Genomic DNA, 24,473 nt, shown 5'->3' on the forward strand with positions numbered 1-24,473 from the left:
GGTGACGGAATGAAGAAAAAATCTTCTAAACAAAAAAGAAAATTCCACCCTTTATACCATCCCATGTATGGAATTAACAACTGGTGCAGTATTCGAGCTGCAGCTATAGAAGAAATAGAAGAACAAGAGTCATCAAAAAAAAGCAAACCGAGAGAAAAATATATCTCTTTAGAAAATGCTGTTATGAGGCGAATTATAGATAGCAGGAAAATAAAAGCAAAACAAAAAAAGAAGCTCGCTTCTAATAATGATGAACCTGTGCTTAATTCGGAAAAGATACAAGAAAATATAGAAGAAAACATTCCTGCAGCAATAAAGGAAAAAGTACAACCAGAAATTCCAGCTACTATTATAAATCAAGTAAAAAAAATAAAAGAAGCATTAATCTCGGGCAACGATGTACAAATAGAAGGATCCGCCCCTATTCAGGCTCCTGTACCTACACCTATAAAAAAAGAAAATAACAAAGGAGCTCGTCACGCATATAAAGAAGGACTTCACTCTAAAGCTGATGGAATCGCTTCACATGCAGAAGGGCTTCTTACACATGCAACGGGTCCCTTTTCTCATGCAGAAGGGACAAAAACAAAGGCAACTGGACATAGTTCGCATAGCGAAGGAAGTGAAACGACAGCAGGCGGCTCTTATTCTCATGCAGAAGGAAAACATGCAATTGCTTTGGGAGAAGCAGCACATGCAGAAGGAACCGCAACTATCGCTAACGGATTCTCATCTCATGCGGAAGGAAATCATACATCAACAGCTAATTTTGCAGGCAGCCATATTATGGGGAAATTTGGTACAGCAGAAGAAGCTTATTCCTGGTTTATCGCAAATGGGACAAATGACACTGATTATAATATAGGTGCCAAATGGCTTGCCCATAACGGAGAAATGTATATCGATGGTGCTTCTTACAATGCAGGTGGTACTGATTTTGCACAAATGTTTGAGGCAGCAGATCATAGCCCTATTGATATCGGCTATTTCATTACATTTAGTAGCGAAGAAAAAATTCGAAAAGCTACTTCAAATGATACATTCATATTAGGCATATCCAGCGCTACTCCTGCTCTCATAGGAAATAGCGGTGCTTTAAGTTGGCAAAAACGCTATGAAACAGACAGCTTCGGAAAACGTCAATATACACGTACTAACAAACAAGAAATACAACCCCTTTTAAATACAGAATGGGATCCAGCTTGTAAGTATATATCAAGAAGAGACCGTACTGAGTGGCTTCCTGTCGGATTAATTGGACAAATGTTAGTACGTGATGACGGCACTTGCGAAACACACGGATATTGTCGTCCAAATGATGACGGCATTGCCACAAAAGCTGAAAGTGGCTTTTTCGTTATAAAACGTACTGGTGAAAATCAAATTTTAATATTATTTCGCTAAAAAAAGGGAACAAAATTCTTTTTATGATAAGAATTTTGTTCCCTTTTAATTGTTATGTAAAGCGTATTGCATATCCTCTGGGATACTTACGGTAAAAGTCATTCCCTTTTCTAAAATAGGATGATAAAACGTCAAAGATGTACTATGCAGCGCTTGACGTTTTATCACATCTCTTCGGCCACCGTATAGATCATCCCCAAGTAGCGGATGTCCTATATATGCCATATGTACACGAATTTGATGTGTTCTTCCCGTCTCGAGCTCAAGCGCTACATGCGTCTTATCGGAAGAACTCTCCATCACTCTAAAATGAGTAACAGCTCTTTGACCATCTTCACAGACAGTTCGCTCGATAATACTATCCGATTTTCGTCCGATTGGCGCGTCAATCGTTCCTACTTCTTCTAAAATAGTCCCATGAACGATTGCCTCATACGTTCGTTTCACCCCTTTTTGTTGATGCTGCTTCGATAAAAGGTGGTGAACGAATCTATTTTTCGCAATTAACATAAGCCCTGAAGTATCACGGTCTAACCTCGTCACAATGTGCACCGTACTTGCAAGATTTTGTTTATCATAATGATATAAAAGAGCGTTTGCAATACTTCCTGACGGGTGCTCCCTAGACGGAATCGTCGACATATTTGCTTCTTTATTTATAACAAGAACCGCATCATCTTCATATACGATACATAAAGGGATCTCTTCCACTTCCATCCCTTCACTTCTTTCCTCCACTGGAAAAAAGATTTGTAACTCTTCACCAGCTTGTAACTTGTGACGAACACTTGTGTGTTGACCGTTTACTTCAATTGCTCCCCCGCGGAACTTTATATCCGTTAAAGCAGCTTTCGAAATCCCTTTTGTTTTCAAAAATTCTCTAACTAAAGTTCCCTCTTCAGCCAGCCCTATATCCCATTTCAATGTAAATCTGTTCAAATATATAAACCCTCTCTATTTATCTGCAACAAACGAGTCACGAACACGTTTCCAGAATGGGAACGGACGGAAACGAACAAATCGTACTTTCTCGTTTGCAACGCGATACTGAATTGATTTCACATCTTGATGAACCATCGTCAAATGATCCACGGTAATTTGCATGTTCATTCCTGCAGCCGGCTTTAAAACGCATGTATGATGCTTCGGCAGTACGAGCGGTGAACCTACCGTACGAAATACACGATTGTTGATAGATGCCATTTCTGCAATTTGAATCGCTTCAATAGAAGGGTGAATAATTGCTCCGCCAAGCGCCTTATTATAAGCGGTACTTCCTGAAGGAGTAGAAATACAAAGACCATCTCCGCGAAACGTTTCGAAATACTCTCCGCGTATTTCCACTTCTGTTACTAATGTACCTTCTGCACTTTTTACAGTCGCTTCATTCATCGCCAAATACTGCGACTCTTTACTACCATTCACATAGCGAATAATCACTTCTAAAAGTGGATATTCAACCACTTGGAACGGTGTTTTAGCGATTGCAATCACCAACTTCTCTACTTCCGTGGGTAACCAATCTGCATAGAAACCTAAATGCCCTGTATGTACACCAACAAATGCGGTTTCATCTAATCGATTATAGTAACGATGGAATGCATATAAAAGCGTTCCATCTCCCCCAACAGAAATTACAATATCAGGTTCCTTTTCATCCATTGTAAACCCAAAATCTAACAAGTATTCTTTCATCGTACTTGCTAGTGTATCTGATGATTGATCTCCCTTTGACATAATTGTAAATTTCATCGCCCAACACCCTTTAGTTTATGATTCAGAATCTTTCGTTTCCTGCTTTCGTGAAAAGACCTTTTGCGCTTCTTGAATTTCAAGACGAATGGAAGACATTTCTTCATCTAATAAAAACGCCGCTTCCGCTGCACGTTGTAAGCGTATTTTAATATCTTCAGGAAAACGTCCACTATATTTGTAATTTAAAGAATGCTCAATCGTTGCCCAAAAATTCATTGCTAACGTGCGAATTTGAATTTCAACTAACACTTTTTTCTCCCCCTGTATCGTTTGAACAGGATAACTAATGACAACGTGGTAAGAGCGATAGCCGCTATCTTTCTTTTGCGTTACATAATCGCGTTCTTCTACAATGTCAAAATCATTTCGTTTTCGAAGATATTCTACAACAGGCTTAATCTCATCTACGAATTGACACATCATTCGAAGGCCCGCGATGTCCTGCATATCTTCTCTAATTCGGTCTAGCGGTACATTTCTCTTCTCCGCTTTATCAATAATACTTGCAACCGACTTTACCCTTCCTGTTACAAACTCAATTGGAGAATGCTCCGTTAACATTGCAAATTGAGTACGCATTCCTTTTAGTTTCACTTTCAGCTCCGCCACCGCTTGGTGATACGGTGCTAAAAATTCTTCCCAATTACGATTCATTTCAACCACCACCAAAATCAATCCATTTGCTTATAGAAACACTTTTTCTACAGCAGTTACTAGTTCTTCTCCGTAATTTGCATTACCTTCAATATTTTCAACTAAATATTCTACTTCTTCTTTTAATCCTTCTAATTCTATTTCAACATCATTCACGCGAATAAACATCGCTGTATCTTTATTCATCGCTTCATGCATTGCTTCCCAGCATGTATGCGGAATACTTACATAAATGAAAGATGATTCATTTTCTAAGATATATAAAAATGATAAATTGTCTGAGTCTACAAGTACGTGATTACGCGCACTTAACTCCTTTACCTCTATTTCAGTATTTTCCGCACAAAAAATAAGCGCATTCTCTCTCGTTTCTACGCTCTTAACTTGAATTTTATTTTGCATACTCGAACTCCTCCATCTCAACTTCCTGTCTTACTTAACAGTATTATTGTATCATAACATGGACGCAAACAAATAAAACATTGAACCAAATTTGCGAAAAAGCGATAATGTGGAAAGAATTATTTTTCAAAAGGAGCGCATACAATGACACAAGAAATTGAAATTGAATTTAAAAATATGGTTACAGAGGAAGAATTCCAAACATTATGCAAATCTTTTTCTATTGAAGCATTTACAAAACAAGTAAATCACTACTTTGAAACGCCTCACTTCTCTTTAAAAGATACGGGATCTGCACTTCGTATTCGTCATAAAGATGGAACTTATACATTAACATTAAAACAACCTGCTGAAATTGGTTTATTAGAAACTCATCAGTCTGTAACAGAAAAAGAAGCACAACTTATGATGGAAACAAACACAATCATTCAAGGAACTGTAATGGATCAGCTACACAAATTACAAATTCCCGTTTCCTCTTTAACTTATATGGGTAGTTTAACAACAGAAAGAGCTGAAATATTATTTGAAGGCGGAACGCTTGTCTTTGATCATAGTTTCTATTACAATCACGATGATTATGAAATTGAATACGAAGTGCAAGATGAAAAGATCGGTAAAGCAGCATTTATAAGGTTATTAAAGCAACATAACGTACCAGTTCGTCATACAAACAACAAAGTAAAACGCTTTTTCCTTGCCAAACAAAACGAAGAGCGCTAAAGTAAAATTTCCATCAGTGAAGAAGAGCTGTACTTACGGCTACATTTCACCTTTTTGAAAAGCAAAAGATTTATTAGCAACATATAGAATAAGCAAAGAATGTTATGAAGGCTGTTTAGTTGCTCTTCATAACATTCCATTGCTACAATAGATATACATTTCATGGAAAAAGGAGTTTATAAAGGATGAGCAAGCAACCGATGACACCATTTGAAGCAATTGGCGGTGAACAATGCATTGCAACATTAGTGGATACATTTTATTCCTATGTCAGTGAACACCCTGACTTATCTCCGATCTTCCCGGATGATTTAACAGAAACTGCTAGGAAGCAGAAACAATTTTTAACGCAATATTTAGGTGGTCCTAATTTATACACTGAAGAACATGGGCATCCTATGCTAAGAGCACGCCATCTTCCGTTTGAGATTACTCCAAAACGCGCAGAAGCTTGGCTGTCATGTATGGAGCAAGCAATGGATGATACAGGAGTGCACGGTCATATAAGAGAGTTTGTTTTTGAACGTTTAGCATTAACTGCTCAACATATGGTCAATACTCCAAATGAAACAGGTGAAGTGTAATGGATAAGCAGGAAGCAAAGCATATAAATATGCCTTCTCCTTCCACATGCGAGCATAAATCTGTAGAAGCATATTTATTTATTGATCCACTTTGTAAAGATTGCTGGGATATCGAGCCATTTATTATTAAACTATGGCTTGAGTATGGGAAATACTTCTCTATTCGTCATATCGTAACAGGAAAAGTGGACGGAGCAAACGCTTCCTCACACAAATGGAATAAACCTGCTAATATTCGATTTGTGTGGGAAAAAACAACAAGTTTACAAGGTTTTTCATGTGATGGAAAAGTACATATGCAAGAGGCATCGTCAACACCATATTTAGTTTCGATGGCAATTAAGGCGGCGGAATTGCAAGGCCGAAAAGCAGGTTCGAAATTTTTGCGAAAACTCCAAGAATACATTCTTCTTGAAAATGTATCAAACCCTGACTGTGAATTATTGCTTACATGCGCTAAAGATAGTGGCATTGATGTAGAGGAATTTAAAAAAGACCTACACTCAGTTAGCGCAAAAAAAGCTTTCCAATGCGACCTAAAATTCACAAATGAGATGCATATTACAGAAATACCTTCCCTCCTATTTTTTCATGCAAATTCAGATGAGGAAGGTATTAAAATCGCGGGAATTTATTCCTATGATGTATACGTACAGTTATTAAAAGAACTTATAAAGTGCGAGATTGAGCCAGAACCATTACCTCCTTTAGAAGTATTACTAGAAGCAACACAATTTATTTCTTCAAAGGAAATCTCATTTATATATGACTGCCCTCAACAAGAAATAGAGCGTGAACTAAAGAAATTACAACTAAAACGAAAAGTACAAATGATTGAAGTGAAGTGCGAGCGTTATTGGAAATGGATAGCAAAAGAAAAAGACCCGGTGTAAACACCAGGTCTTTTTCTTTACGGCTTATAAAAATATTAAAGGGGATGGGAGAAATTTTCACGTTCAAACAAAGGGGTATATGTTTGTATGTGAATTCGTTCACGCTTATTATATTACAAGATTCGACGTCAGATGACAACCCCTTTTGTCGAATTTCACATTTTTGTCACATTCTAAACGTTTTCATTTTTGAATAAGCTATAAAAAAGAACATTTAGGAGGTTTTATTAATGAAAAAGTCTCATATCGCTCTAATTTTTCTAGCTTTCATTGTTTCTTTTTTCTTGTACATCCTTTCTCTACTACAAGCTTTTCCTAAAATTATTGCCTTCCCTCTTTTATTCGGAGTTATCGTCATCGCTGTCTCTTATTTCAACTATAGAAAACGATTTAAAGGATTTTAATTACAAAAATCAACTGTAAAACTGCCTTCTAATTTAGAAAAAGTAAGGAAATCCTCCTTATTTTATCGACAAATATCGACAAAATACATTTTCAAACAAAAAAGACGAGGATAAAATCCCTCGTCTTTTCTCATTACTTCTCTTCAAACAATAGCGCTTCTAATTCATTTAACTTCTCTTCAAATACTTGTAATGCTTCTTTTACAGGTTCTGGTGATGCCATATCTACTCCTGCTTTTTTCAACACTTCAATTGGGTAATCAGAGCTTCCAGCTTTTAAGAATTCGTTAATGTAACGTTCTACTGCTGGTTGTCCCTCTTCTAAAATTTGTTTTGACAAAGCTGTCGCTGCACTAAATCCTGTTGCGTATTGATATACGTAATAGTTGTAATAGAAGTGCGGAATACGAGACCATTCTAAACCGATTTCTTTATCGATTACTAAAGCGTCCCCGAAATATTTCTTATTTAAATCGTAGTAGATCTCCGTTAACATATCTGGCGTAACAGCATGTCCTTCTTGTACTTTCTTATGAATGATATGCTCGAACTCTGCAAACATTGTTTGACGGAATACAGTACCACGGAATCCTTCTAAATAATGATTTAATAAATATAGACGCTCTTTTTTATCTTCTGTCGTTTTTAATAAATAATCATTTAGAAGCGCTTCATTACAAGTTGATGCTACCTCTGCAACGAAGATTGAATAATCACCGTATACGTGTGGCTGTGTCTTTCTTGTGTAATAACTATGCACCGAATGACCAAACTCATGAGCAAGTGTATATAAATTATTTACATTATCATGCCAGTTCATTAAAATATACGGATTTGTTCCGTATGCACCAGATGAATACGCTCCGCTTCGTTTGCCTTTATTCTCGTACACATCTACCCAGCGATTTTCATATGCTTCTTTTAAAATTTCAACATATTCATCACCAAGTACGTTTAAAGATTTTAATAACAGGTCTTGCGCTTCTTCATACTTCACATTCATTTTCACTTCTTGTACAAGTGGTGTATATAAATCGTACATATGAAGCTCATCAAGTCCTAGTGCACGCTTACGAATATCAATGTAACGGTGTAATAAATGTAAGTTGTCATTTACCGTTTCAACGAGTTGATCGTATACTGCTTCAGGAATATTATTATTACTTAATGCTGCTTGGCGAGCAGAGTCATATTTACGAATACGTGCATTGAAATTATTACGTTTCACTGCCCCGCTTAACGTACTTGCAAATGTGTTCTTAAATTTCCCATACGTTTCAAATACAGCTTTGAATGCATCTTCGCGAACACGACGATCATCACTTTCTAAAAACTGAATGTAACGGCCATGTGTTATTTCTACCTCTTCTCCATCCTCACCTTTAATAGATGGGAATTTCAAATCCGCATTATTCAACATACCGAATGTATTACTTGATGCACTCATCACTTCAGATGCTTCTGCTAATAACGCTTCCTCTGCCTCAGATAATACGTGCGGGCGTTGACGGGTAATTTCTTCTAATGCATGCTCATATACACTTAGTTCTCGATTTTCTTGTAAGAATGTTCGCAATGTATCTTCTGAAATAGATAAAATTTCAGGTACGATATACGCTGTACTACTAGATACTTGTGAGTATAAATTTGTTGCGCGATCATTCAGTGCTTGATACACAGAGTTTGTTGTATCTTGATCGTAACGCATATGCGCATATGTATATAGCTTACCTAATCGCATTGAAATTTCATCTTCATATTGCAATGCCTCAAGCAAATTGTCTGCAGAGTCGCCAAGCTTCCCTTTAAATTCAGTTAACTTTGGCAATAGCTCTTTAATAGCTTGGAATTCTTTTTCCCATTCTGCATCTGTTTGGAAAATATCTTCTAATCGCCATGTGCTTGCTTCTTCAATCTCATTGCGATCTGGTAATGTTTTTGCTTTATTTTGTTCAGACATTCTGTAAGCCCTCCTTTAAATATCTCTACTTAAGTACAATTCTGTTTTTCTTATGTAATTCCTTCACGTTCATTCTTTATTATATCCCCTTTTTCTTCTCTCATGTTGAACTTTGTCTCAAATAGAGATAGTGCGTGCGCTAAGCCAATTTCATCATATTTCATAATTTCTCCCTCTGTTTTTACCAACACAACATCTCTTATTTTTCGATACTTATTAATACCTATTTTTATTAATACACCTGCATAACATAAAAATGCCATATACTCCGCAACTGCTACCTTCCATATATGTTGTGCAAAATACGGAAGTAGACGCCTCTTCGTATATTTTGCTACATAGTTACATGCGTATTGCAGAGAAATATACTCCCCTACCTTAAGCATACCTATACACTTCATATAAAGAGAAGCTTGCCATATAAATGGATTTGTTTGAAAAGCAAACGCGGATGGGAGCGGAACACCGATTTCAGAAGGAAAACTCGCTGGGGTACATTTATATTGATATAAGAGGCGGAGTAGTGACTTATGATTATAATTCCAGATAGATAGAGCGTTTTGCCGAAAATGGTTCTTTTTTCTCTTCCATTCTTGTCCTAATACCTCTTTTTGGAAAGGAACGGGGGAAAAGAGCATGTCAACAGTAGTCGTATCAGTTGGTAAATAAATAGTATGTGAGAAAGAGACGTTTGTAGAAAACGGAGTGATAAAGGCGCATTTCATAAATGATTTTTGTTTCGGACAGAAGAAAATAAGAAATGGCTGAGGATAAGATTGTAAGGAGAAAGCCAGAAGTGAGGAAAATTTCATCCAATATGCAGATTGCTTTTTTAATTGATTTCCACCAATGATCCAGATGACCTGTATACCAGCTTGCCAATACGAGTATGTTCGTTTAGAAAGCTGTTCTATGGAGAGATTGGCGCATTGATATTCAATCGCAATTTCCCTACCTGCTCTCTCTACGAAAACATCTGGTCTTTGCTGGATTTTTGGAAGGTAATGCTCTATATCCACATGAAAATTTTGACGTTTCAACCATCTATATAACAATTCTTTACCGTGCATATGATACATAGATTCTGCTTCATAAAAGGTAAGACATGAATCCACTTTCTTATGAGCAAAATGCCAGCTCTTTTGTTTTCCTAATTTCATTTGCACTTCTTTTCCGCAAGCTGTACAAAAGAATTTTTCTCGTTTACGCATTTCGCGTAAACGTTCTTCATTCCGGTTATATAATAGATGAATTTTCTCTCCGTTTTCTCTCCTTGCAATAAACATCACCATCACACCCTTTCAACTTCTTGTATTCTACAATTTACTACAAATTCCTCTCAAAAAAAGAGATGTCCTAAATTAGGACATCTCTTTCTATAATAAAGGTGATAATAACCGGTACGTCGATTCAACAATCCGCCTATGAAGACGTCTCTTATGAAATCGGTCAACATGAATTTCACTGGATTCTTCTAAATCGTCTTTAAAATCTTGAACGAGCTTTCTAATGCTACCTGTATCATATAAAAAGGCATTTACTTCAAAGTTTAAATGAAAACTTCTCATATCCATATTAGCTGTCCCAATTGATGCGAGATCAGAATCCACGATGACAACTTTACTATGAAGAAACCCTTTTTCATATTCATATATTTTTACTCCTGCATCTAATAACTCCGGAAAGTACGATCTTGATGCATAAAAGACAGTCCGCTTATCTGGCTTACTTGGCATTAACAAACGAACATCGATACCAGCAAGTGCAGCTACTTTTAATGCAGATAAAATATCATCATCTGGAATAAAGTATGGTGTTGCAATCCAAATCGATTTCCTAGCTGAAGCAATCATTGCAAAATATAAATGTTTAATTGTTTCCCATTTATTATCCGGTCCACCTCCAACAAGTTGGACTCCGCCCCAATGATCACCCTCAACTGCTTCCGCTTGTAAATATTCAGGTGCTAATACCGCCTCACCAGTCATATAAAACCAGTCTTGAAGGAAAATTAGCTGTAAACTTTGAACTGCTTCACCGCGTAAATATAAATGCGTGTCTCGCCAAAAACCGAAATATTTATCCTTCCCTAAATACTCATCACCAATATTTAATCCACCTACAAACCCCTCATTTCCATCTATAATAACGATTTTTCGGTGGTTTCGATAATTAATTTTATCGTTTAAAATTGGAAAGCGCACAGGGAAAAATGGAATCATTTCTACTCCTGCATCATTCAATTCTGCAATATACGAATTTGATAATTTAAAGCTTCCAACCGCGTCGTATAAAAAACGAACGACAACGCCTTCTTTTGATTTTTTTATTAAAATATCTTTAATTTCTGTACCGAGCTTGTCATCACGTACAATGTAATACTCCATATGAATGTGGTGTTTCGCTCGATTTAACCCATCTAAAATTGCCTGAAACGTTTCGTCTCCATTTGTTAATGTCCTCGTTTCAGTTTGAAATGAAATATTTAAAGCACCCAATCGATCTGCTAAACGAAATAACAATTCTTGATGCTTATGATTTCGTAAAATCCGTTCTTCGTAATCTTCGTGTCCCTTATATTGTAAAAACGCCTGTTCATCGAGTAATGCCTTCTTTTGGAACATTCTTTTTCTGCGAAAGTTTTGTCCAAATAAAAGATAAGCAAAGAAACCGAACACTGGAAAAATACCTAGTACGATTAACCACGTAAGTGTTTTTGACGGATGGCGATTTTCTAAGAAAATAACACATCCAATTAAAAATGCGGAAACCGTAAATAAAATACTAATAATACCTAAAATCGAAACATCCTTTATCCCCATGACATCCGAATAAAATGCTACATCAATAAACATGCGTAATGAAACAAATAATGCGAACAGTAGTAGAAAAAAGAAAAGTAGTTTTAGTGTATTTTTCATCTCTTCCCCCCTAATAAGAAAGCCTTCCTATTCTTCATAAAAAAAGCCGATTTCATACTATAGAAATCGGCCTACGTTTTAGGAGGGAAATTGTTGCGAATTGTCTCAAGCGCACGCTCTTTCACAACCTGTTTCCCATACTCACTTACACGGTGAATCGTTAAAGTAGATTCTTCTCCATATTCTAAAACAATACTTAAAATACGATCAATCTCTTCTTCATCATGTAGCACTTCATCGAATTCCACATATACATAATAGCGGTCCTCAAATGAATGTAATTCATCTTTTATATCTTCAAAGATAAGACGATGACTTAATGAAATAACATCTTCAAAATCATTAAACTTAATTAAAAAGCCAAACGTACCATCTTCATTAAAGTTTGTTCCTACTTGTTCTTCTACCTCTTCCACTAATTCTTGCTGGAATAATGATTCGATGCCTTCATCTAGAGGAATGTCTATAATTTTGTCTACACCTATTGGTAATTCCAGCTTTTGTCCATCCTTTGAAAGCTCCGCTTTCGTTACAAGTACTTCAATCCCTTTATCGACTGCTTGCACTTGGATCCATAACGGCCCATCGATAAAGAAATCATCATGATCACGAGCTTCGTCCATCATCTCCCAAAAGAGCTCTTCACTTCGTTCGCGATCATACCAAATTTCTTCACGATTAAACCCTCTGTCCTCTATATCAATGTACGTAATAAAAAATTTCATCGTATGGTCATTAATTCTTTCAATATCCAAAATACAACGCTCCCTTCCTGCTTAGAATTGTTATGAAGGGATTCCCCACTCATATGACAAAACAATAGATTCTTGTACTCTCATTTTATGATAAGATTCTCCAGAAGGGAAATAAAATCGATTTATTTTACAAAAATAGTTATATACCTATCTGTATTCGACTTTTTACATAAAGTGAAACAATAATCAGTATTTTTTTCATCCTCCACTGATTATTAGCTCGCACCAATCGGAATAAATATACCATTATACCAATTCACTGCTCGCAAAAAATTTGGACATACATTCCCATATTCCCTCGTACACTGTAATAAAGTGAAACTTCTATTAGAGGTGATTATTTTTTCCCCAGGCGCGCGGGATCAAAACTAGACAAACTTTCTTCACCACATACATATATTTCGCTTATTAAAACATCATAAATGGAGGCAGACGAATGGACTTAGAGTTTTTAACATCTGTACTAATGATTGTCGGTATCGATGTTGTACTAGGTGGCGATAACGCAATTGTCATCGCACTAGCTAGCCGAAATTTACCTGAAGCAAAACGAAATAAAGCCATTTTGATTGGTACTATGTTAGCAATTGTGCTACGAATTCTCCTCACGATACTAGCTGTCTATTTACTTGATATCCCATTTTTACAACTCACCGGCGGAATTTTACTCACATTAATTGCGGTCAATTTACTCACTGATAATAACAACGACCTTTCTTCTATCAAAGGAAAAACGACTTTATTCCAAGCTGTGCGTACAATTGTATTCGCGGATCTCGTTATGGGGTTTGACAATGTTATTGCCATTGCAGGAGCAGCTCACGGAAGACTTTCACTCGTAATTATCGGTTTATTCATTTCTATCCCGATTATCATTTGGGGAAGCAAACTTATTTTAATACTCATGGAACGCTTTCCATTTCTCATTTATTGCGGAGCAGCAGTTCTCGCCTATACAGCAGGAAAAATGATTACACACGAAGACAGACTTGCAACGTTTTTTCATCATAATCCTAGTTTTGCCACAAGTATCCCTTATTTGTTCATTTTCACCATTTTATGCATAGGCTTTATCGTTCAACAAGTGCGATTACGTAATGTTAAACAGTAAAAAAAAACCTTCTACTCTATAATAGGTAGAAGGTTTTCATATTATTATAATTAATTTACAAGACGCTGTGCTTCACGTAATTGGAACGTTCTTACTGTACGTGGTAAGAAACGACGGATTTCATCTTCGTTGTAACCTACTTGAAGGCGTTTTTCGTCAATCATAATTGGACGACGTAAAATACCTGGATAATCACGAATCATCTTATATAAATCTTGAAGTGGTAAAGACTCTAAGTTCACATTCAATTCTTGGAAAACTTTTGAACGAGTAGAAATAATCTCATCCGTTCCGCTTTCTGTCATACGTAAAATCTCTTTAATCTCATCAATCGTTAATGGATCTGAGAAAATATTACGTTCTGTATAAGGAATATGATTTTCCTCTAGCCATAATTTCGCCTTTCTACAAGACGTACAGCTTGGAGAACTATATAATGTTACCATACAAAGCTCACTCTCCTTAAAGAGTACAAATTCTGTACTAATTACAGTTTAAATTTCTAACTTCCGCAATTTTTCGCGATAACTTGTCTTATAGCAAAGTAAAAAATCGCAATTCATGTAAGCAACAATAATTACTTTTAATAAGTAACTTCTATAATCATTATACAATAGTTTTTGCAAGAAATATACAGTGAATTTACTGCTAGTTGAGAAAATTTCTCCGTGTACTCCACTGCTATGCAACATGATTATACTGAGTAAAACTGTCCTTTAACAACGGTCTTCAACCCTTTTGATACTTACTTTCTACAATAATCTTCACTTGATATACAATTACAGTTTCATAATCTTCCCCATTAAAAAGAGAGCGTTTTCTTACCTTTTCCCGACAAAACAATTGAGAAATGTAAGACTCTAAAGGTTAGAAACAAAAGGAACATTTGTTCTCATTTTAACAAATCTCTCCGCTCATGTCTATATGCTTTCTAAAGTAAATCGAATATTTTTCTGACATTTCTTTCTTTTTTACCATTTATCTCATACAATAAAAATACAGACAGACAAAGGGGGAATTTGCATATGATCGCTTTTTTTACTGATTTTATCATTGTTGCTACCCTCATCATCGGAATAACAGCATTGATTGGTGTCATTACAAATAGCATCGGTGAAAAACTCTTTGGTGGGAAAGAAAAAATGAAGTTTGTTAACAAAAGTTTAGATGTACAATCTGGCTGGAACCAAGTTGGCGGAAAAGGCATTTATAAAAAACGTACGTACTAAAAAAAGCAGGTAATCACCTGCTTTTTTCTTATTTTCCTACTGATGCCCATTTAAAGCTTACATCGGGGCCATATTTATGGTTGTACATATCTTTAATTGTTTCTCTTTGTAAATATGCTCTACCACGTTGATATACCGGAACAATCGCAGCGTCATCAAGTAGCATTTTTTCTGCTTCAAGTAAGTTTTTCCAGCGAGCATTTACATCGCTTCCATCTTTTTTCGCTTTCATAATAATCTCATCGTACTTCGGATTAGAATACTTCATTTTGTTTTGCGCTCCGTCAGTTACGAACATATCAAGATATGTAACTGGATCTGGGAAGTCTGCCCCCCATCCAGAGAATGACATTACATAATCGCCTGCATCTTCTAATTTTAGTTTTTGTGCGAATGGTTGTTGTTTAATTTTCACTGTTAAGCCTGGTAAATTCTTTTCTAACTCACCTTTTAAATATTCACCAGTTTTCTTCGATAATTCAACGTCTTCATTTAACATCTCTAATTCAATTTCATTTTTACCAAGCTCTTTTTTACCAGCTTCCCAATACTTTTTCGCTTCTTTTACATTTGGTTTTATAATATCTCCATTTTCAGCACGGAAATCTTTTTTATCCGGACCTTTAATGAAATTATCAGGAATTAATCCTGTCGCTGGCCTAGAACCGTTATTTAATAATGTATCAACGAATGGTTTACGATCAAAGCCAAGTGAAATTGCTTTACGAATATTTTTATTTGCTAAAGATGGGTCTTTTTGATTTAAACGAAGGAAGAATACAGATGTCTCTTCTACTGTTTTGAAATCTGGTTTTCCTTTATATTTATCGATGAACTCTGCTAATAACGTCGCTCGATCGACTGCGTTTGTTTCATATAAATTAATTGGCGTAGACGTATCTTTTACAATATTAAAGTTTACTTCCTCAAGTTTCACTTCTTTATTGTCCCAATACGATGGGCTCTTTGTCATTTTGAAACTACGTTCATGTTGCCAATCACTTAATGTAAATGGACCGTTGTAAAGTGTTGTATTTGCTTCTAAACCAAACTTCGTCCCTTGCTCTTTCACATACTTTTCATTAACAGGATAGAAGATCGGATAGACCATTAAATCAATAAGATATGGGATAGAATTATCTAATTCTACTTCTAATGTATGATCATCAATCGCTTTCACGCCTAATTGGTCTGGACTCATCTCTTTTTTATTAATTTTCTCAGCATTTTTTATATCGTACATAATGTACGCCGATTTCGCAGCTGTATCTGGATTAATTGCTCTTTGCCATGCATACACGAAATCTTTCGCCGTTACAGGTTCACCATTTGACCATTTTGCATCTTCACGTAATTTAAATGTATACTTTTTACCGTCTTCTGACTTTTGGAATTCTTTCGCTACACCTGGAACTAATTTATCATCTTTCCCAAGGCGGTATAGACCTTCCATCGTATTGTTCATTACTTTTGAAGAAACTGCATCAGCTGATAACGCTGGGTCCATCGTTGGAATTTCTTGCGTTTCAATTAAGTTTATAACTTGCTTCGCACCGCTTTTCCCGCTATCCCCTTTTGCGTTCGCTTGCGGTTCATCTTTTTGGTAGCCACATGCCCCTAAAATCATGCTCATTGCTACTGTTGATGCTACAAAAACTGGTATCTTTTTTTTCATACTTCCACCCTCCAAAAAAATGTTAGCCCTTTCATTTTCAAACAGAAAGAAATATATATATGTTCTAATAATTCATATTATACACACAAATATATTCTTTGTATATTTATATTTCTATTTTATTAAAATTTCCTGTTAACACTTTGTGTATTTGTAAACGTTTCATACTGCGTTTTTATTGAATTAAAGTGTTAAAAATGACGATTTTTACACTCTTCTAAACTATCAGAGAAAAACAAATTTTATATTCTATAATATCTTACGCATAATTATTCCTCCTTTTCCGTCATAAAATGAAGGTTTATTCATATTGAAAATATGTAGACTAAAATAAGTGCAAAGGATATGAAAGTGTGTTACGATACACTTTGCTAAAAATAGATATCGGTAAAGAGGGGACGGACATGACAGCAATTCGCTCAAAAAACGGGCCAACAGAGAAATTAAGTTTATTCTTATTAACATGGCCTATTTTTCTAGAAGTTTTTCTTTTTATGCTGATGGGGATCGCTGATACTTTCATGTTAAGTGCATTATCAGACGATGCTGTATCTGGGGTTGGTGCAGCAAATCAATACCTTCATATCGCGATTTTAGTACTAGAAGTCATCGGGAATGGTGCAGCTATCGTTGTATCCCAATACCTCGGTTCTAAACGCTTTATGGAAGCATCAAAAATATCAGCATTAGCCGTCACATTAAATTTAGTGGTCGGACTCATTATAAGCGCTGGTTTTCTTTTATTTTCAAAACATATGATGATGGCAATGAATTTACAAGGCGATGTACTAACGTATGCACAAAGCTATCTATCCATCGTCGGAGGAGCTATTTTCCTTCAAGCTATTATTAACTCATTAGCCGCAATTATCCGCGTTCACGGCTTTACAAAGCAAGCAATGTTTGTTTCGCTTGGAATGAATATCATTCATATCGCCGGAAACTACGTACTTATTTTCGGGAAATTCGGTTTTCCTGAACTTGGTGTGCAAGGGGCTGCTATTTCTTCTGCTGTCAGCCGGTTAATCGCACTTATCGTTTTCTTCTGGTTACTGTACCGCGTTATGGAATACCGTGTGAAATTACAATATTACTTCGCTTTATCAAAAGAATACGTTGGCAAAATTTTAAAGATCGGCATTCCATCGGCATTCGAGCAAGTCATGTATCAAGCTTGTCAAATTGTCTTCTTATATTACGCAACATACTTAGGTACGGAATCGTTAGCTGCAAGACAATACGCTACTAACATTTCCATGTTCACTTATTTATTCGCCATTGCTATCGGTATGGGAACAGCTATTATCGTTGGACGCCTAGTTGGCGGAAATGAAAAGGATGAAGCTTACACACGCGTATGGAAAAGTGTACAATGGGCGATTGGTGTAACTCTATTTATGGTCATGCTCGTTGTTACATTCCGCACACAATTAATGGGACTATTTACGGATAATCCTCATATTATCGCTCTAGGGGCAAGCGTTCTTTTACTAAGTGTACTACTTGAAACAGGACGGAAGATGAACATCGTCATCATTAATTCACTTCGTGCAGCTGGCGATGCAAAATATCCTGTTTTAATCGGCGCATTCTCCATGGTGTTAATGAGCTTACCACTCGGTTACTTTTTCGCCTTCCATTTAGACATGGGGCTCGTTGGTATTTGGCTAGCGATTGCTATCGACGAATGGACACGAGCAATTATTATGTTCTTCCGCTGGAGAAGTAGATCGTGGGAAAATTATGCACTTGTTAAACCAAATGAGCAAGATGAGAGTGTTTCTGTTCAAGCGCAGTAAAATAAAAGTGTTTCTAAATGAAGAAAAAGGCGGCTGGATTTCAGTCGCCTTTTCTTCATTCTTGGAAACTCTTAATTTGCTGTCTTTAAACAGAAAAAGAACTTGGATAAAATCTCTTTATACTAAATTAAGTTTAATTAGTATAAAAAAATAGAGCCATCCTTCTGTAATAGAAGAATGGCTCTACTTTATTATTGATAGATTTCTTTATATTTCTTATACTCTGCTTCAGAACATAATACAAAATGTCCTGGGCGAATTTCACGCATTGTTGGTGCTTCGCTACCATAATCATGCTGAGTTGGATCGTATACGATACGTTTACGATTGCGCTCATAATCTGGATCTGGAAGCGGAATTGCAGATAGTAGTGATTTTGTATATGGATGCATTGGATTCGCATATAACTCTTCACTTGTTGTCAACTCAACGATTTGACCACGGTACATTACACCAATGCGATCACTAATGTATTTTACCATTGATAAATCATGGGCGATGAATAAGTATGTTAAACCTTTTTCTCTTTGTAACTGTTTCAGTAGGTTTACAACTTGCGCCTGAATCGATACGTCAAGTGCTGAGATTGGTTCATCAGCAATGATAAATTCAGGTTCTACAGCTAGTGCACGAGCGATACCGATACGTTGACGTTGTCCGCCTGAGAATTCATGCGGGAAACGGTTTGCATGCTCTTTATTTAAACCAACTGTATTTAATAATTCATGAACACGGTCCATACGCTCTTTTTTGCCTTTTGCTAGTCCGTGAATATCAATACCTTCTGCGATAATATCCCCTACTGTCATACGAGGATTTAATGATGCATATGGATCTTGGAAAATCATTTGCATTTTACGGTTGAACTTCTTCAGCTCTGCACGTGATTTTTTACCATGTACATTTTCACCATCGAACAACACTTCACCAGCAGTTGCATCATATAAACGAATAATCGTTCTTCCAGTTGTCGATTTACCACAACCTGATTCTCCTACAAGACCAAATGTTTCTCCGCGGTAAATATCAAATGAAATATCATTAACCGCTTTGACAACACCACCACTCACGTCGAAGTGCTGCTTTACATTTTTTACTTCAATTAATTTCTCACGTTGTTTAGTCATGTTGTTCACCTGCTTTCATTTGAAGAATGCGTTTTTCAACGACTGCCGGTGGTTTGACTTCTGGAGCTTGCTCGTGAAGTAACCAAGTTGCCGCATAGTGTGTATCACTTACTTTAAATAAAGGTGGGTCCATTTCAAAATCAATTTTCAATGCCTGCGGGTTACGTGGTGCAAAAGCATCACCCTTTGGCGGTTTTAATAAGTCTGGAGGCGTTCCTGGAATCGCATATAGCTCGTCCTCTGCACCATCTAAGCTTGGCATAGATGCGATTAAGCCCCATGTGTATGGATGTTTTGGATTGTAGAAAATTTCATCAACAGTTCCAATTTCAACAACTTTACCAGCGTACATAACCGCAACTCGGTCTGCAACGTTTGCCACTACACCTAAGTCATGCGTAATGAAAATGATTGCTGCTTCTGTTTTTTGCTGAATGTCCTTCATAAGTTCTAAAATTTGCGCCTGAATTGTAACGTCTAGCGCTGTTGTCGGCTCATCGGCAATTAATAATTTCGGGTTACAAGCTAACGCCATCGCAATAACTACACGCTGTCTCATACCACCTGAGAATTGGTGAGGATATTGTTTTAAGCGCGCTTCTGGATTCGGAATACCTACAAGGTCGATTAATTCTAACGCAACTTTACGTGCATCTGCTTTACTCATCCCTTGGTGCTTAATAAGACCTTCCATAATCTGATTACCAATAGTCATCGTTGGATTTAATGATGTCATTGGATCTTGGAAAATCATCGCAATATCTTTACCGCGTACTTGCTGCATTTCTTTTTCTGTTAGTTTCGTTAAGTCACGACCTTCAAATACGATTTCACCGTTTTTAATACGTCCTGGAGGATTCGGAATTAATCCCATTAACGCTTTAGAAGTAACTGATTTACCAGAACCAGATTCTCCTACAATCGCTAATGTTTCTCCTTTTTTCAAATCAAAAGTAACACCGCGTACAGCTTGTACTTCACCTGCATGTGTATCAAAGGAGACTTGCAAATCTTTTACCTCTAGCAATGTTTTCATTTTTACTTCTCCCCTCTTTTACTTACGCATTTTTGGATCTAACGCGTCGCGTAATCCGTCTGCAATTAAGTTGAATGCTAAGATTAACATACTGATGACAACCGCTGGGATGAACATCATATGTGGATACGTTTGAATTGATTTATAACCATCATTTACAAGAGAACCAAGTGATGCGAATGGTGGCTGAATACCTAGTCCGATGAAGCTTAAGAATGCTTCACCAAATACCGCTGTTGGAATTGTAAACATTGTCATTACGATAATTGGTCCCATTACGTTCGGAATTAAGTGCTTCACAATTAACTGTGTATTCGTTGCCCCTAATGTACGAGATGCTAATACATATTCTTGGTTTTTTAATTTTAGGATCTGTCCACGAACGATACGCGACATCCCTATCCAACCTGTAATTGCCATCGCAAGTGTAATTGACCAAATACCTGATCCCATAATGATTACCATTAAAATAACGATGATTAAGTATGGAATACCGTTAATGATCTCCATAATACGTTGCATAATATTATCTACTCTGCCGCCATAGAAGGCTGAAATACCTCCGTATGCAACCCCAATTACTAAGTCAATCGCTGCTGCTAAAAGAGCGATATATAATGATACTCGTGTACCTTCCCATGTTCTTGTCCATAAATCACGGCCAAGATCATCTGTACCAAACCAGAAGTACTCTTTAATATCACGTTTTTCATATTGGTCAACACCATATTGATCTGTACCGTCAAATGGTAGCCAATGAACATTTTCAATCACTGGAATTTTCGGTGGCATTTTCGCACGACCTAAATCCTGCTCTTTATAAGAATGCTTACTTACCATCGGTCCTAAAATTGCTAATAGTACAATAAGCATTAATAATACGAAACCAAACATTGCACCTTTATGTTGGAACAAACGTCTTCTTACATCTTGCCAAAACGTTAAGCTTGGACGGGCAATGACTTCATTATCAACATTACTCTGATTGGCTGGTTGAAATAAATCTGGAGATAATTTTTGTACATCTTTCATCATTTTTTCCCTCCCGCTAAACGAATACGAGGATCAATAATTCCGTATAAAATATCGACAATGAAAATAACTAAGATGAAGATCGCACTATAGAAAATTGTAGTTCCCATAATAACTGTATAGTCATTTACTGTAATCGATTTAACGAATTGTTCCCCAAGTCCAGGTACAGCGTAAATTTGCTCAATAACTAGTGTCCCTGTAATTAATCCTGCAACCATTGGTCCTAAAATTGTTACAACTGGAATTAATGCGTTACGCAGTGCGTGCTTGATAATGATAACGCCTTGGCTAATTCCTTTCGCTTTCGCTGTTAAAATGTAGTCTGCTTGCATAACCTCAATTAACTCTGCACGAGCGAAACGTGCGATTGTTGCGATAACTGCCATCGATAAGGCAATTGTAGGCATTACTGTAAACTCCGGTCCTTTCCAGAATGCTACTGGGAACCAACCAAGTTTTACCCCTACGAAATATTGTAGTAATGCGGCGAATACGAATGAGGGTACCGACATCCCGAGTACGGAAATAATTGTCGCCCCATAATCGACCCACGTATTGTTACGAAGCGCCGCAACGATTCCTAAAATTAAACCGATAAATGTTCCTAATATAATCGCTTGTAAACCAAGTTGTGCTGATGGTCCAATACGATCCACAATCATATCTGTTACTGGGCGGTTATCATATTGGAATGATACCCCTAAATCACCTTTTGCTAAGTTACCTAAGTAACGTGCATATTGAACTGGTACTGGATCATTTAATCCATATTTTTCAAGAATGATTTCTTTTTGTGCCGGTGATAGCTTCTCCTGGTTTTTAAGCGGAGAACCCGGTAGTAATTTCATCAAGAAGAAAGTCAGTGTAGTAATTAAAAATAATGTCAAAGCCATGTACACGAAACGTTTTAATACATAACGTCCCATAGTCAAGCACCTCCCCGTTTTTCTCAAAAGCAATAAGATAGTTTGAAATATTCTTACTTTTATTTTTTTAAAATAAGAGCACATGCCCATCATAGGCATATACCCTTATTCATGATGGAAACCATTTTTAGTTTTTGAGTTCAACCCACTTATAGCTAAATTCTCCGCCATATTTATGTTCTAATAGGCCTGTAATTGAACTACGTTGTAAATATGCCTTTCCAGGTTGATATACTGGAGCAATCGCTGCATCTTCAAGCAGTTGTTGTTCTGCTTTTAATAGAGCATCCCAACGAGCTTGTACATCTACTTCTGTTTTGGCTTTCTTAATTAGTTCATCATAAGCTGGGTTTGCGTAATTCACTTTATTTTGCGAATTACCTGTTGTATACATTTCAAGGAATGACATTGGATCCATATAATCTGGACTCCATCCCGCATATGACATCGCATAATCTCCACTTGCTTCAAGTTTTAACTTTTGTGCAAATGGCTGCATTTTTGTTGAAACTGTTAAGCCTGGTAAGTTCTTTTCGAATTGTCCCTTTAAATACTCTCCGATTTTTTTGGCATCATCAGTATCAAAGTTTAATAACTCTAACTCTACTTTGTCTACACCAAGTTCTCTTTTACCAGCTTCCCAATATTTTTGAGCTTCTTTAACATCCTCTTTTATAAGCTTTCCGTTCTCTTCACGGAAGTCTTTTCCGTTAGGTCCTTTTGCCAAACCTTTCGGAACAAAACCATACATTCCTTCTGAACCATCGTTTAAGATAACTTTCCCGATATTTTCACGTTCAAAGGACATCGCAATTGCTTTTCGGATATTTTTATTTGCTAAAAATTTATTTTTTTCATTTAAACGAATGAATTGTGTAGATGGTCTCTTAATTGTTTTAAAATCAGCATCTGATTTGTATTTATCTACAAATTCTGATGTTAATACTACACGATCAATCGCTTTCGTTTCATATAAGTTTATAGCAGTTGAACGATCCTTAACAATATTGAAGTTTATCTCCTCAAGCTTCACTTCTTTATTTTCCCAATACGTTGGATTTTTCTTAAGGTGGAAACTTTGTTCATGTTTCCATTCATTTAAAACGAATGGCCCATTATAAAGTGTCGTATTGGATTCTAATCCAAATTTTGTTCCTTGTTCTTTTACAAACTTCTCATTCAAAGGATAAAATGTTGGATAGACTGTTAGACTTACAAAATAAGGAACAGGATTATCTAATTCCACTTCAAGTGTGTGATCATCAATTGCTTTTACACCAAGTTCCTCAACTGGTAATTCTTTTTTATTAATTTTCTCTGCATTTTTCACATCAAATAGTATGTAAGCAAATTTGGCACCCGTATTTGAATCAACAGCTCTTCTCCAAGAATAAACGAAGTCTTTCGCTGTTACAGGTTCACCATTCGACCATTTCGCATCTTCACGTAATTTAAATACATACTTTTTACCATCTTCTGATTTCTCATAAGATTTAGCGACTCCTGGAACGAGGTTATCGTCTTTCCCCAGACGATACAATCCTTCCATTGTGTTATTCATGATGTTAGAAGATGCTGCATCCGTTGATAGCGTCGTATCCATTGTTGGTATTTCAGCAGTTTCTGTTAGATTCAATACTTGCTTATTTGAAGTACTGGATCCTTTCACGCTTGCCTTATTATCATCTTTTTGATAACTACAGGCTCCTAGCACACTTACTGTCAACGTCGATGCAAGCAATAGCGGTATCTTTTTCTTCATGCTGTGTTGCCTCCCCTAATTGCACTTCCTGTACCCTCACTTGTAGAAAAACAGAATTGAAAGAATAATCTCCAAGTTTCTACAATTTTCATTATACATATAATATGACGATTGTGAATATAGTTTTTTGTTTTTTTGTTAAAATTTTTAATAAAATGTTTATATTTTTAATTTTTTGTAAAGGGATACATTAACATTGCTACCATCATCTTGAAATTAGAACCTCAATTGCGTATAATTTTCAAAAAATTATTTATATTACTTATTATAACTTTTATAGTATAATAATTCTAGTAATATTTTGACGGAGGGGAATAT

At 36.3% G+C, this 24,473-nt stretch carries 23 protein-coding genes; 8 read left to right on the plus strand and 15 right to left on the minus strand.

What is annotated here, in order from left to right; all coding sequences use genetic code 11:
- Window positions 1-9: 9 nt before the first annotated feature.
- Entirely contained in the window at window positions 10-1,404 is a 1,395-nt protein-coding gene (locus AC1DKZ_RS07205; protein WP_404455932.1) for a peptidase G2 autoproteolytic cleavage domain-containing protein, read from the plus strand.
- Window positions 1,405-1,449: 45 nt separating this feature from the next.
- Here AC1DKZ_RS07205 and AC1DKZ_RS07210 read toward each other — a convergent pair whose 3' ends face one another.
- The 4 genes from AC1DKZ_RS07210 to AC1DKZ_RS07225 are packed head-to-tail and all read right to left on the minus strand — an operon-like array spanning window position 1,450 to window position 4,215.
- Window positions 1,450-2,343 (minus strand): RluA family pseudouridine synthase, encoded by an 894-nt coding sequence (locus AC1DKZ_RS07210; RefSeq protein WP_219301718.1) that lies wholly within the window; start codon window positions 2,341-2,343, stop codon window positions 1,450-1,452.
- Window positions 2,344-2,358: 15 nt separating this feature from the next.
- A complete protein-coding gene (locus AC1DKZ_RS07215; RefSeq protein WP_002011365.1) occupies window positions 2,359-3,156 on the minus strand; it encodes an NAD kinase in 798 nt (265 codons plus the stop codon).
- Between the two features lie 18 nt (window positions 3,157-3,174).
- On the minus strand, window positions 3,175-3,813 hold the full coding sequence (yjbM, locus tag AC1DKZ_RS07220) for a GTP diphosphokinase (protein ID WP_002125951.1): 639 nt from the start codon (window positions 3,811-3,813) through the stop codon (window positions 3,175-3,177).
- 30 nt (window positions 3,814-3,843) lie between these two features.
- Window positions 3,844-4,215, minus strand: coding sequence for a UPF0738 family protein (locus tag AC1DKZ_RS07225; RefSeq protein ID WP_002011362.1), 372 nt, complete (start codon window positions 4,213-4,215; stop codon window positions 3,844-3,846).
- Between the two features lie 144 nt (window positions 4,216-4,359).
- Between AC1DKZ_RS07225 and AC1DKZ_RS07230 the strand changes: the two genes are divergently transcribed.
- The 4 genes from AC1DKZ_RS07230 to AC1DKZ_RS07245 all read left to right on the plus strand — a co-directional run bounded on the left by AC1DKZ_RS07230 (window position 4,360) and on the right by AC1DKZ_RS07245 (window position 6,819).
- Window positions 4,360-4,938 (plus strand): CYTH domain-containing protein, encoded by a 579-nt coding sequence (locus AC1DKZ_RS07230; RefSeq protein ID WP_404491187.1) that lies wholly within the window; start codon window positions 4,360-4,362, stop codon window positions 4,936-4,938.
- Between the two features lie 185 nt (window positions 4,939-5,123).
- Window positions 5,124-5,522, plus strand: coding sequence for a globin domain-containing protein (locus AC1DKZ_RS07235; protein ID WP_000043388.1), 399 nt, complete (start codon window positions 5,124-5,126; stop codon window positions 5,520-5,522).
- Complete coding sequence (locus tag AC1DKZ_RS07240) at window positions 5,522-6,415, plus strand: ClpXP adapter SpxH family protein (protein ID WP_113937683.1); 894 nt, start codon at window positions 5,522-5,524, stop codon at window positions 6,413-6,415. Before AC1DKZ_RS07235 ends, AC1DKZ_RS07240 begins: the two co-directional genes overlap by 1 nt.
- Window positions 6,416-6,645: 230 nt before the next feature.
- A complete protein-coding gene (locus AC1DKZ_RS07245) occupies window positions 6,646-6,819 on the plus strand; it encodes a hypothetical protein (protein ID WP_002086970.1) in 174 nt (57 codons plus the stop codon).
- A gap of 133 nt (window positions 6,820-6,952) precedes the next feature.
- Here the strand turns inward: AC1DKZ_RS07245 and pepF are convergent, their stop codons facing one another.
- The 4 genes from pepF to mecA all read right to left on the minus strand — a co-directional run bounded on the left by pepF (window position 6,953) and on the right by mecA (window position 12,455).
- Entirely contained in the window at window positions 6,953-8,779 is a 1,827-nt protein-coding gene (gene pepF / locus AC1DKZ_RS07250; protein WP_476995867.1) for an oligoendopeptidase F, read from the minus strand.
- Between the two features lie 50 nt (window positions 8,780-8,829).
- Complete coding sequence (locus AC1DKZ_RS07255; RefSeq protein ID WP_476995868.1) at window positions 8,830-10,065, minus strand: competence protein CoiA; 1,236 nt, start codon at window positions 10,063-10,065, stop codon at window positions 8,830-8,832.
- Window positions 10,066-10,155: 90 nt separating this feature from the next.
- Entirely contained in the window at window positions 10,156-11,700 is a 1,545-nt protein-coding gene (locus AC1DKZ_RS07260) for a cardiolipin synthase (protein ID WP_113937681.1), read from the minus strand.
- A gap of 71 nt (window positions 11,701-11,771) precedes the next feature.
- The gene (mecA, locus tag AC1DKZ_RS07265; RefSeq protein WP_002149820.1) at window positions 11,772-12,455 is read right to left on the minus strand and encodes an adaptor protein MecA; all 684 of its coding nucleotides are present in this window, start codon (window positions 12,453-12,455) and stop codon (window positions 11,772-11,774) included.
- Window positions 12,456-12,891: 436 nt separating this feature from the next.
- On the opposite strand from mecA, the gene AC1DKZ_RS07270 reads away from it, so the two are divergent.
- Window positions 12,892-13,566: a TerC family protein gene (locus AC1DKZ_RS07270; RefSeq protein WP_002011349.1), complete on the plus strand. Its 675-nt coding sequence runs from the start codon at window positions 12,892-12,894 to the stop codon at window positions 13,564-13,566.
- 50 nt (window positions 13,567-13,616) lie between these two features.
- On the opposite strand, the gene spx is transcribed toward AC1DKZ_RS07270, so the two are convergent.
- Complete coding sequence (gene spx, locus AC1DKZ_RS07275) at window positions 13,617-14,012, minus strand: transcriptional regulator Spx (protein ID WP_002011348.1); 396 nt, start codon at window positions 14,010-14,012, stop codon at window positions 13,617-13,619.
- Window positions 14,013-14,591: 579 nt separating this feature from the next.
- Between spx and AC1DKZ_RS07280 the strand changes: the two genes are divergently transcribed.
- Window positions 14,592-14,795 (plus strand): hypothetical protein, encoded by a 204-nt coding sequence (locus AC1DKZ_RS07280; RefSeq protein WP_000559981.1) that lies wholly within the window; start codon window positions 14,592-14,594, stop codon window positions 14,793-14,795.
- A 28-nt stretch (window positions 14,796-14,823) separates the two neighbouring features.
- On the opposite strand, the gene AC1DKZ_RS07285 is transcribed toward AC1DKZ_RS07280, so the two are convergent.
- Window positions 14,824-16,470 carry a peptide ABC transporter substrate-binding protein gene (locus tag AC1DKZ_RS07285; protein WP_113937680.1) on the minus strand — a complete coding sequence of 549 codons (1,647 nt, stop codon included), beginning with the start codon at window positions 16,468-16,470 and terminating at the stop codon, window positions 14,824-14,826.
- A 353-nt stretch (window positions 16,471-16,823) separates the two neighbouring features.
- On the opposite strand from AC1DKZ_RS07285, the gene AC1DKZ_RS07290 reads away from it, so the two are divergent.
- Window positions 16,824-18,269 carry an MATE family efflux transporter gene (locus AC1DKZ_RS07290; protein ID WP_476995869.1) on the plus strand — a complete coding sequence of 482 codons (1,446 nt, stop codon included), beginning with the start codon at window positions 16,824-16,826 and terminating at the stop codon, window positions 18,267-18,269.
- A 191-nt stretch (window positions 18,270-18,460) separates the two neighbouring features.
- Here AC1DKZ_RS07290 and AC1DKZ_RS07295 read toward each other — a convergent pair whose 3' ends face one another.
- The 5 genes from AC1DKZ_RS07295 to AC1DKZ_RS07315 all read right to left on the minus strand — a co-directional run bounded on the left by AC1DKZ_RS07295 (window position 18,461) and on the right by AC1DKZ_RS07315 (window position 24,155).
- Window positions 18,461-19,396, minus strand: a complete 936-nt coding sequence (locus AC1DKZ_RS07295; RefSeq protein WP_002134960.1) for an ABC transporter ATP-binding protein — start codon at window positions 19,394-19,396, stop codon at window positions 18,461-18,463.
- Window positions 19,389-20,432 (minus strand): ABC transporter ATP-binding protein, encoded by a 1,044-nt coding sequence (locus tag AC1DKZ_RS07300; protein WP_002011337.1) that lies wholly within the window; start codon window positions 20,430-20,432, stop codon window positions 19,389-19,391. The genes AC1DKZ_RS07295 and AC1DKZ_RS07300 overlap by 8 nt, the downstream gene beginning before the upstream one ends.
- 18 nt (window positions 20,433-20,450) lie before the next feature.
- Window positions 20,451-21,467, minus strand: coding sequence for an oligopeptide ABC transporter permease (gene opp3C / locus AC1DKZ_RS07305; RefSeq protein ID WP_002086981.1), 1,017 nt, complete (start codon window positions 21,465-21,467; stop codon window positions 20,451-20,453).
- The gene (gene opp3b / locus AC1DKZ_RS07310; RefSeq protein WP_000534165.1) at window positions 21,464-22,393 is read right to left on the minus strand and encodes an oligopeptide ABC transporter permease; all 930 of its coding nucleotides are present in this window, start codon (window positions 22,391-22,393) and stop codon (window positions 21,464-21,466) included. Before opp3b ends, opp3C begins: the two co-directional genes overlap by 4 nt.
- A gap of 127 nt (window positions 22,394-22,520) precedes the next feature.
- Window positions 22,521-24,155, minus strand: a complete 1,635-nt coding sequence (locus AC1DKZ_RS07315; RefSeq protein WP_404455915.1) for a peptide ABC transporter substrate-binding protein — start codon at window positions 24,153-24,155, stop codon at window positions 22,521-22,523.
- Window positions 24,156-24,473 lie beyond the last annotated feature (318 nt).

The organism is Bacillus sp. 05T21 (genome assembly GCF_056396785.1).

Excerpts from the sequence above, each read along its gene's own strand:
- AC1DKZ_RS07205 (WP_404455932.1), top strand. The coding sequence starts at position 10 with ATGAAGAAAAAATCTTCTAAACAAAAAAGAAAATTCCACCCTTTATAC.
- AC1DKZ_RS07215 (WP_002011365.1), bottom strand. The coding sequence starts at position 3,156 with ATGAAATTTACAATTATGTCAAAGGGAGATCAATCATCAGATACACTA.
- yjbM (WP_002125951.1), bottom strand. The coding sequence starts at position 3,813 with ATGAATCGTAATTGGGAAGAATTTTTAGCACCGTATCACCAAGCGGTG.
- AC1DKZ_RS07225 (WP_002011362.1), bottom strand. The coding sequence starts at position 4,215 with ATGCAAAATAAAATTCAAGTTAAGAGCGTAGAAACGAGAGAGAATGCG.
- AC1DKZ_RS07230 (WP_404491187.1), top strand. The coding sequence starts at position 4,360 with ATGACACAAGAAATTGAAATTGAATTTAAAAATATGGTTACAGAGGAA.
- AC1DKZ_RS07235 (WP_000043388.1), top strand. The coding sequence starts at position 5,124 with ATGAGCAAGCAACCGATGACACCATTTGAAGCAATTGGCGGTGAACAA.
- AC1DKZ_RS07240 (WP_113937683.1), top strand. The coding sequence starts at position 5,522 with ATGGATAAGCAGGAAGCAAAGCATATAAATATGCCTTCTCCTTCCACA.
- AC1DKZ_RS07245 (WP_002086970.1), top strand. The coding sequence starts at position 6,646 with ATGAAAAAGTCTCATATCGCTCTAATTTTTCTAGCTTTCATTGTTTCT.
- pepF (WP_476995867.1), bottom strand. The coding sequence starts at position 8,779 with ATGTCTGAACAAAATAAAGCAAAAACATTACCAGATCGCAATGAGATT.
- AC1DKZ_RS07255 (WP_476995868.1), bottom strand. The coding sequence starts at position 10,065 with ATGTTTATTGCAAGGAGAGAAAACGGAGAGAAAATTCATCTATTATAT.
- AC1DKZ_RS07260 (WP_113937681.1), bottom strand. The coding sequence starts at position 11,700 with ATGAAAAATACACTAAAACTACTTTTCTTTTTTCTACTACTGTTCGCA.
- AC1DKZ_RS07270 (WP_002011349.1), top strand. The coding sequence starts at position 12,892 with ATGGACTTAGAGTTTTTAACATCTGTACTAATGATTGTCGGTATCGAT.
- spx (WP_002011348.1), bottom strand. The coding sequence starts at position 14,012 with ATGGTAACATTATATAGTTCTCCAAGCTGTACGTCTTGTAGAAAGGCG.
- AC1DKZ_RS07280 (WP_000559981.1), top strand. The coding sequence starts at position 14,592 with ATGATCGCTTTTTTTACTGATTTTATCATTGTTGCTACCCTCATCATC.
- AC1DKZ_RS07285 (WP_113937680.1), bottom strand. The coding sequence starts at position 16,470 with ATGAAAAAAAAGATACCAGTTTTTGTAGCATCAACAGTAGCAATGAGC.
- AC1DKZ_RS07295 (WP_002134960.1), bottom strand. The coding sequence starts at position 19,396 with ATGACTAAACAACGTGAGAAATTAATTGAAGTAAAAAATGTAAAGCAG.
- AC1DKZ_RS07300 (WP_002011337.1), bottom strand. The coding sequence starts at position 20,432 with ATGAAAACATTGCTAGAGGTAAAAGATTTGCAAGTCTCCTTTGATACA.
- opp3C (WP_002086981.1), bottom strand. The coding sequence starts at position 21,467 with ATGATGAAAGATGTACAAAAATTATCTCCAGATTTATTTCAACCAGCC.
- opp3b (WP_000534165.1), bottom strand. The coding sequence starts at position 22,393 with ATGGGACGTTATGTATTAAAACGTTTCGTGTACATGGCTTTGACATTA.
- AC1DKZ_RS07315 (WP_404455915.1), bottom strand. The coding sequence starts at position 24,155 with ATGAAGAAAAAGATACCGCTATTGCTTGCATCGACGTTGACAGTAAGT.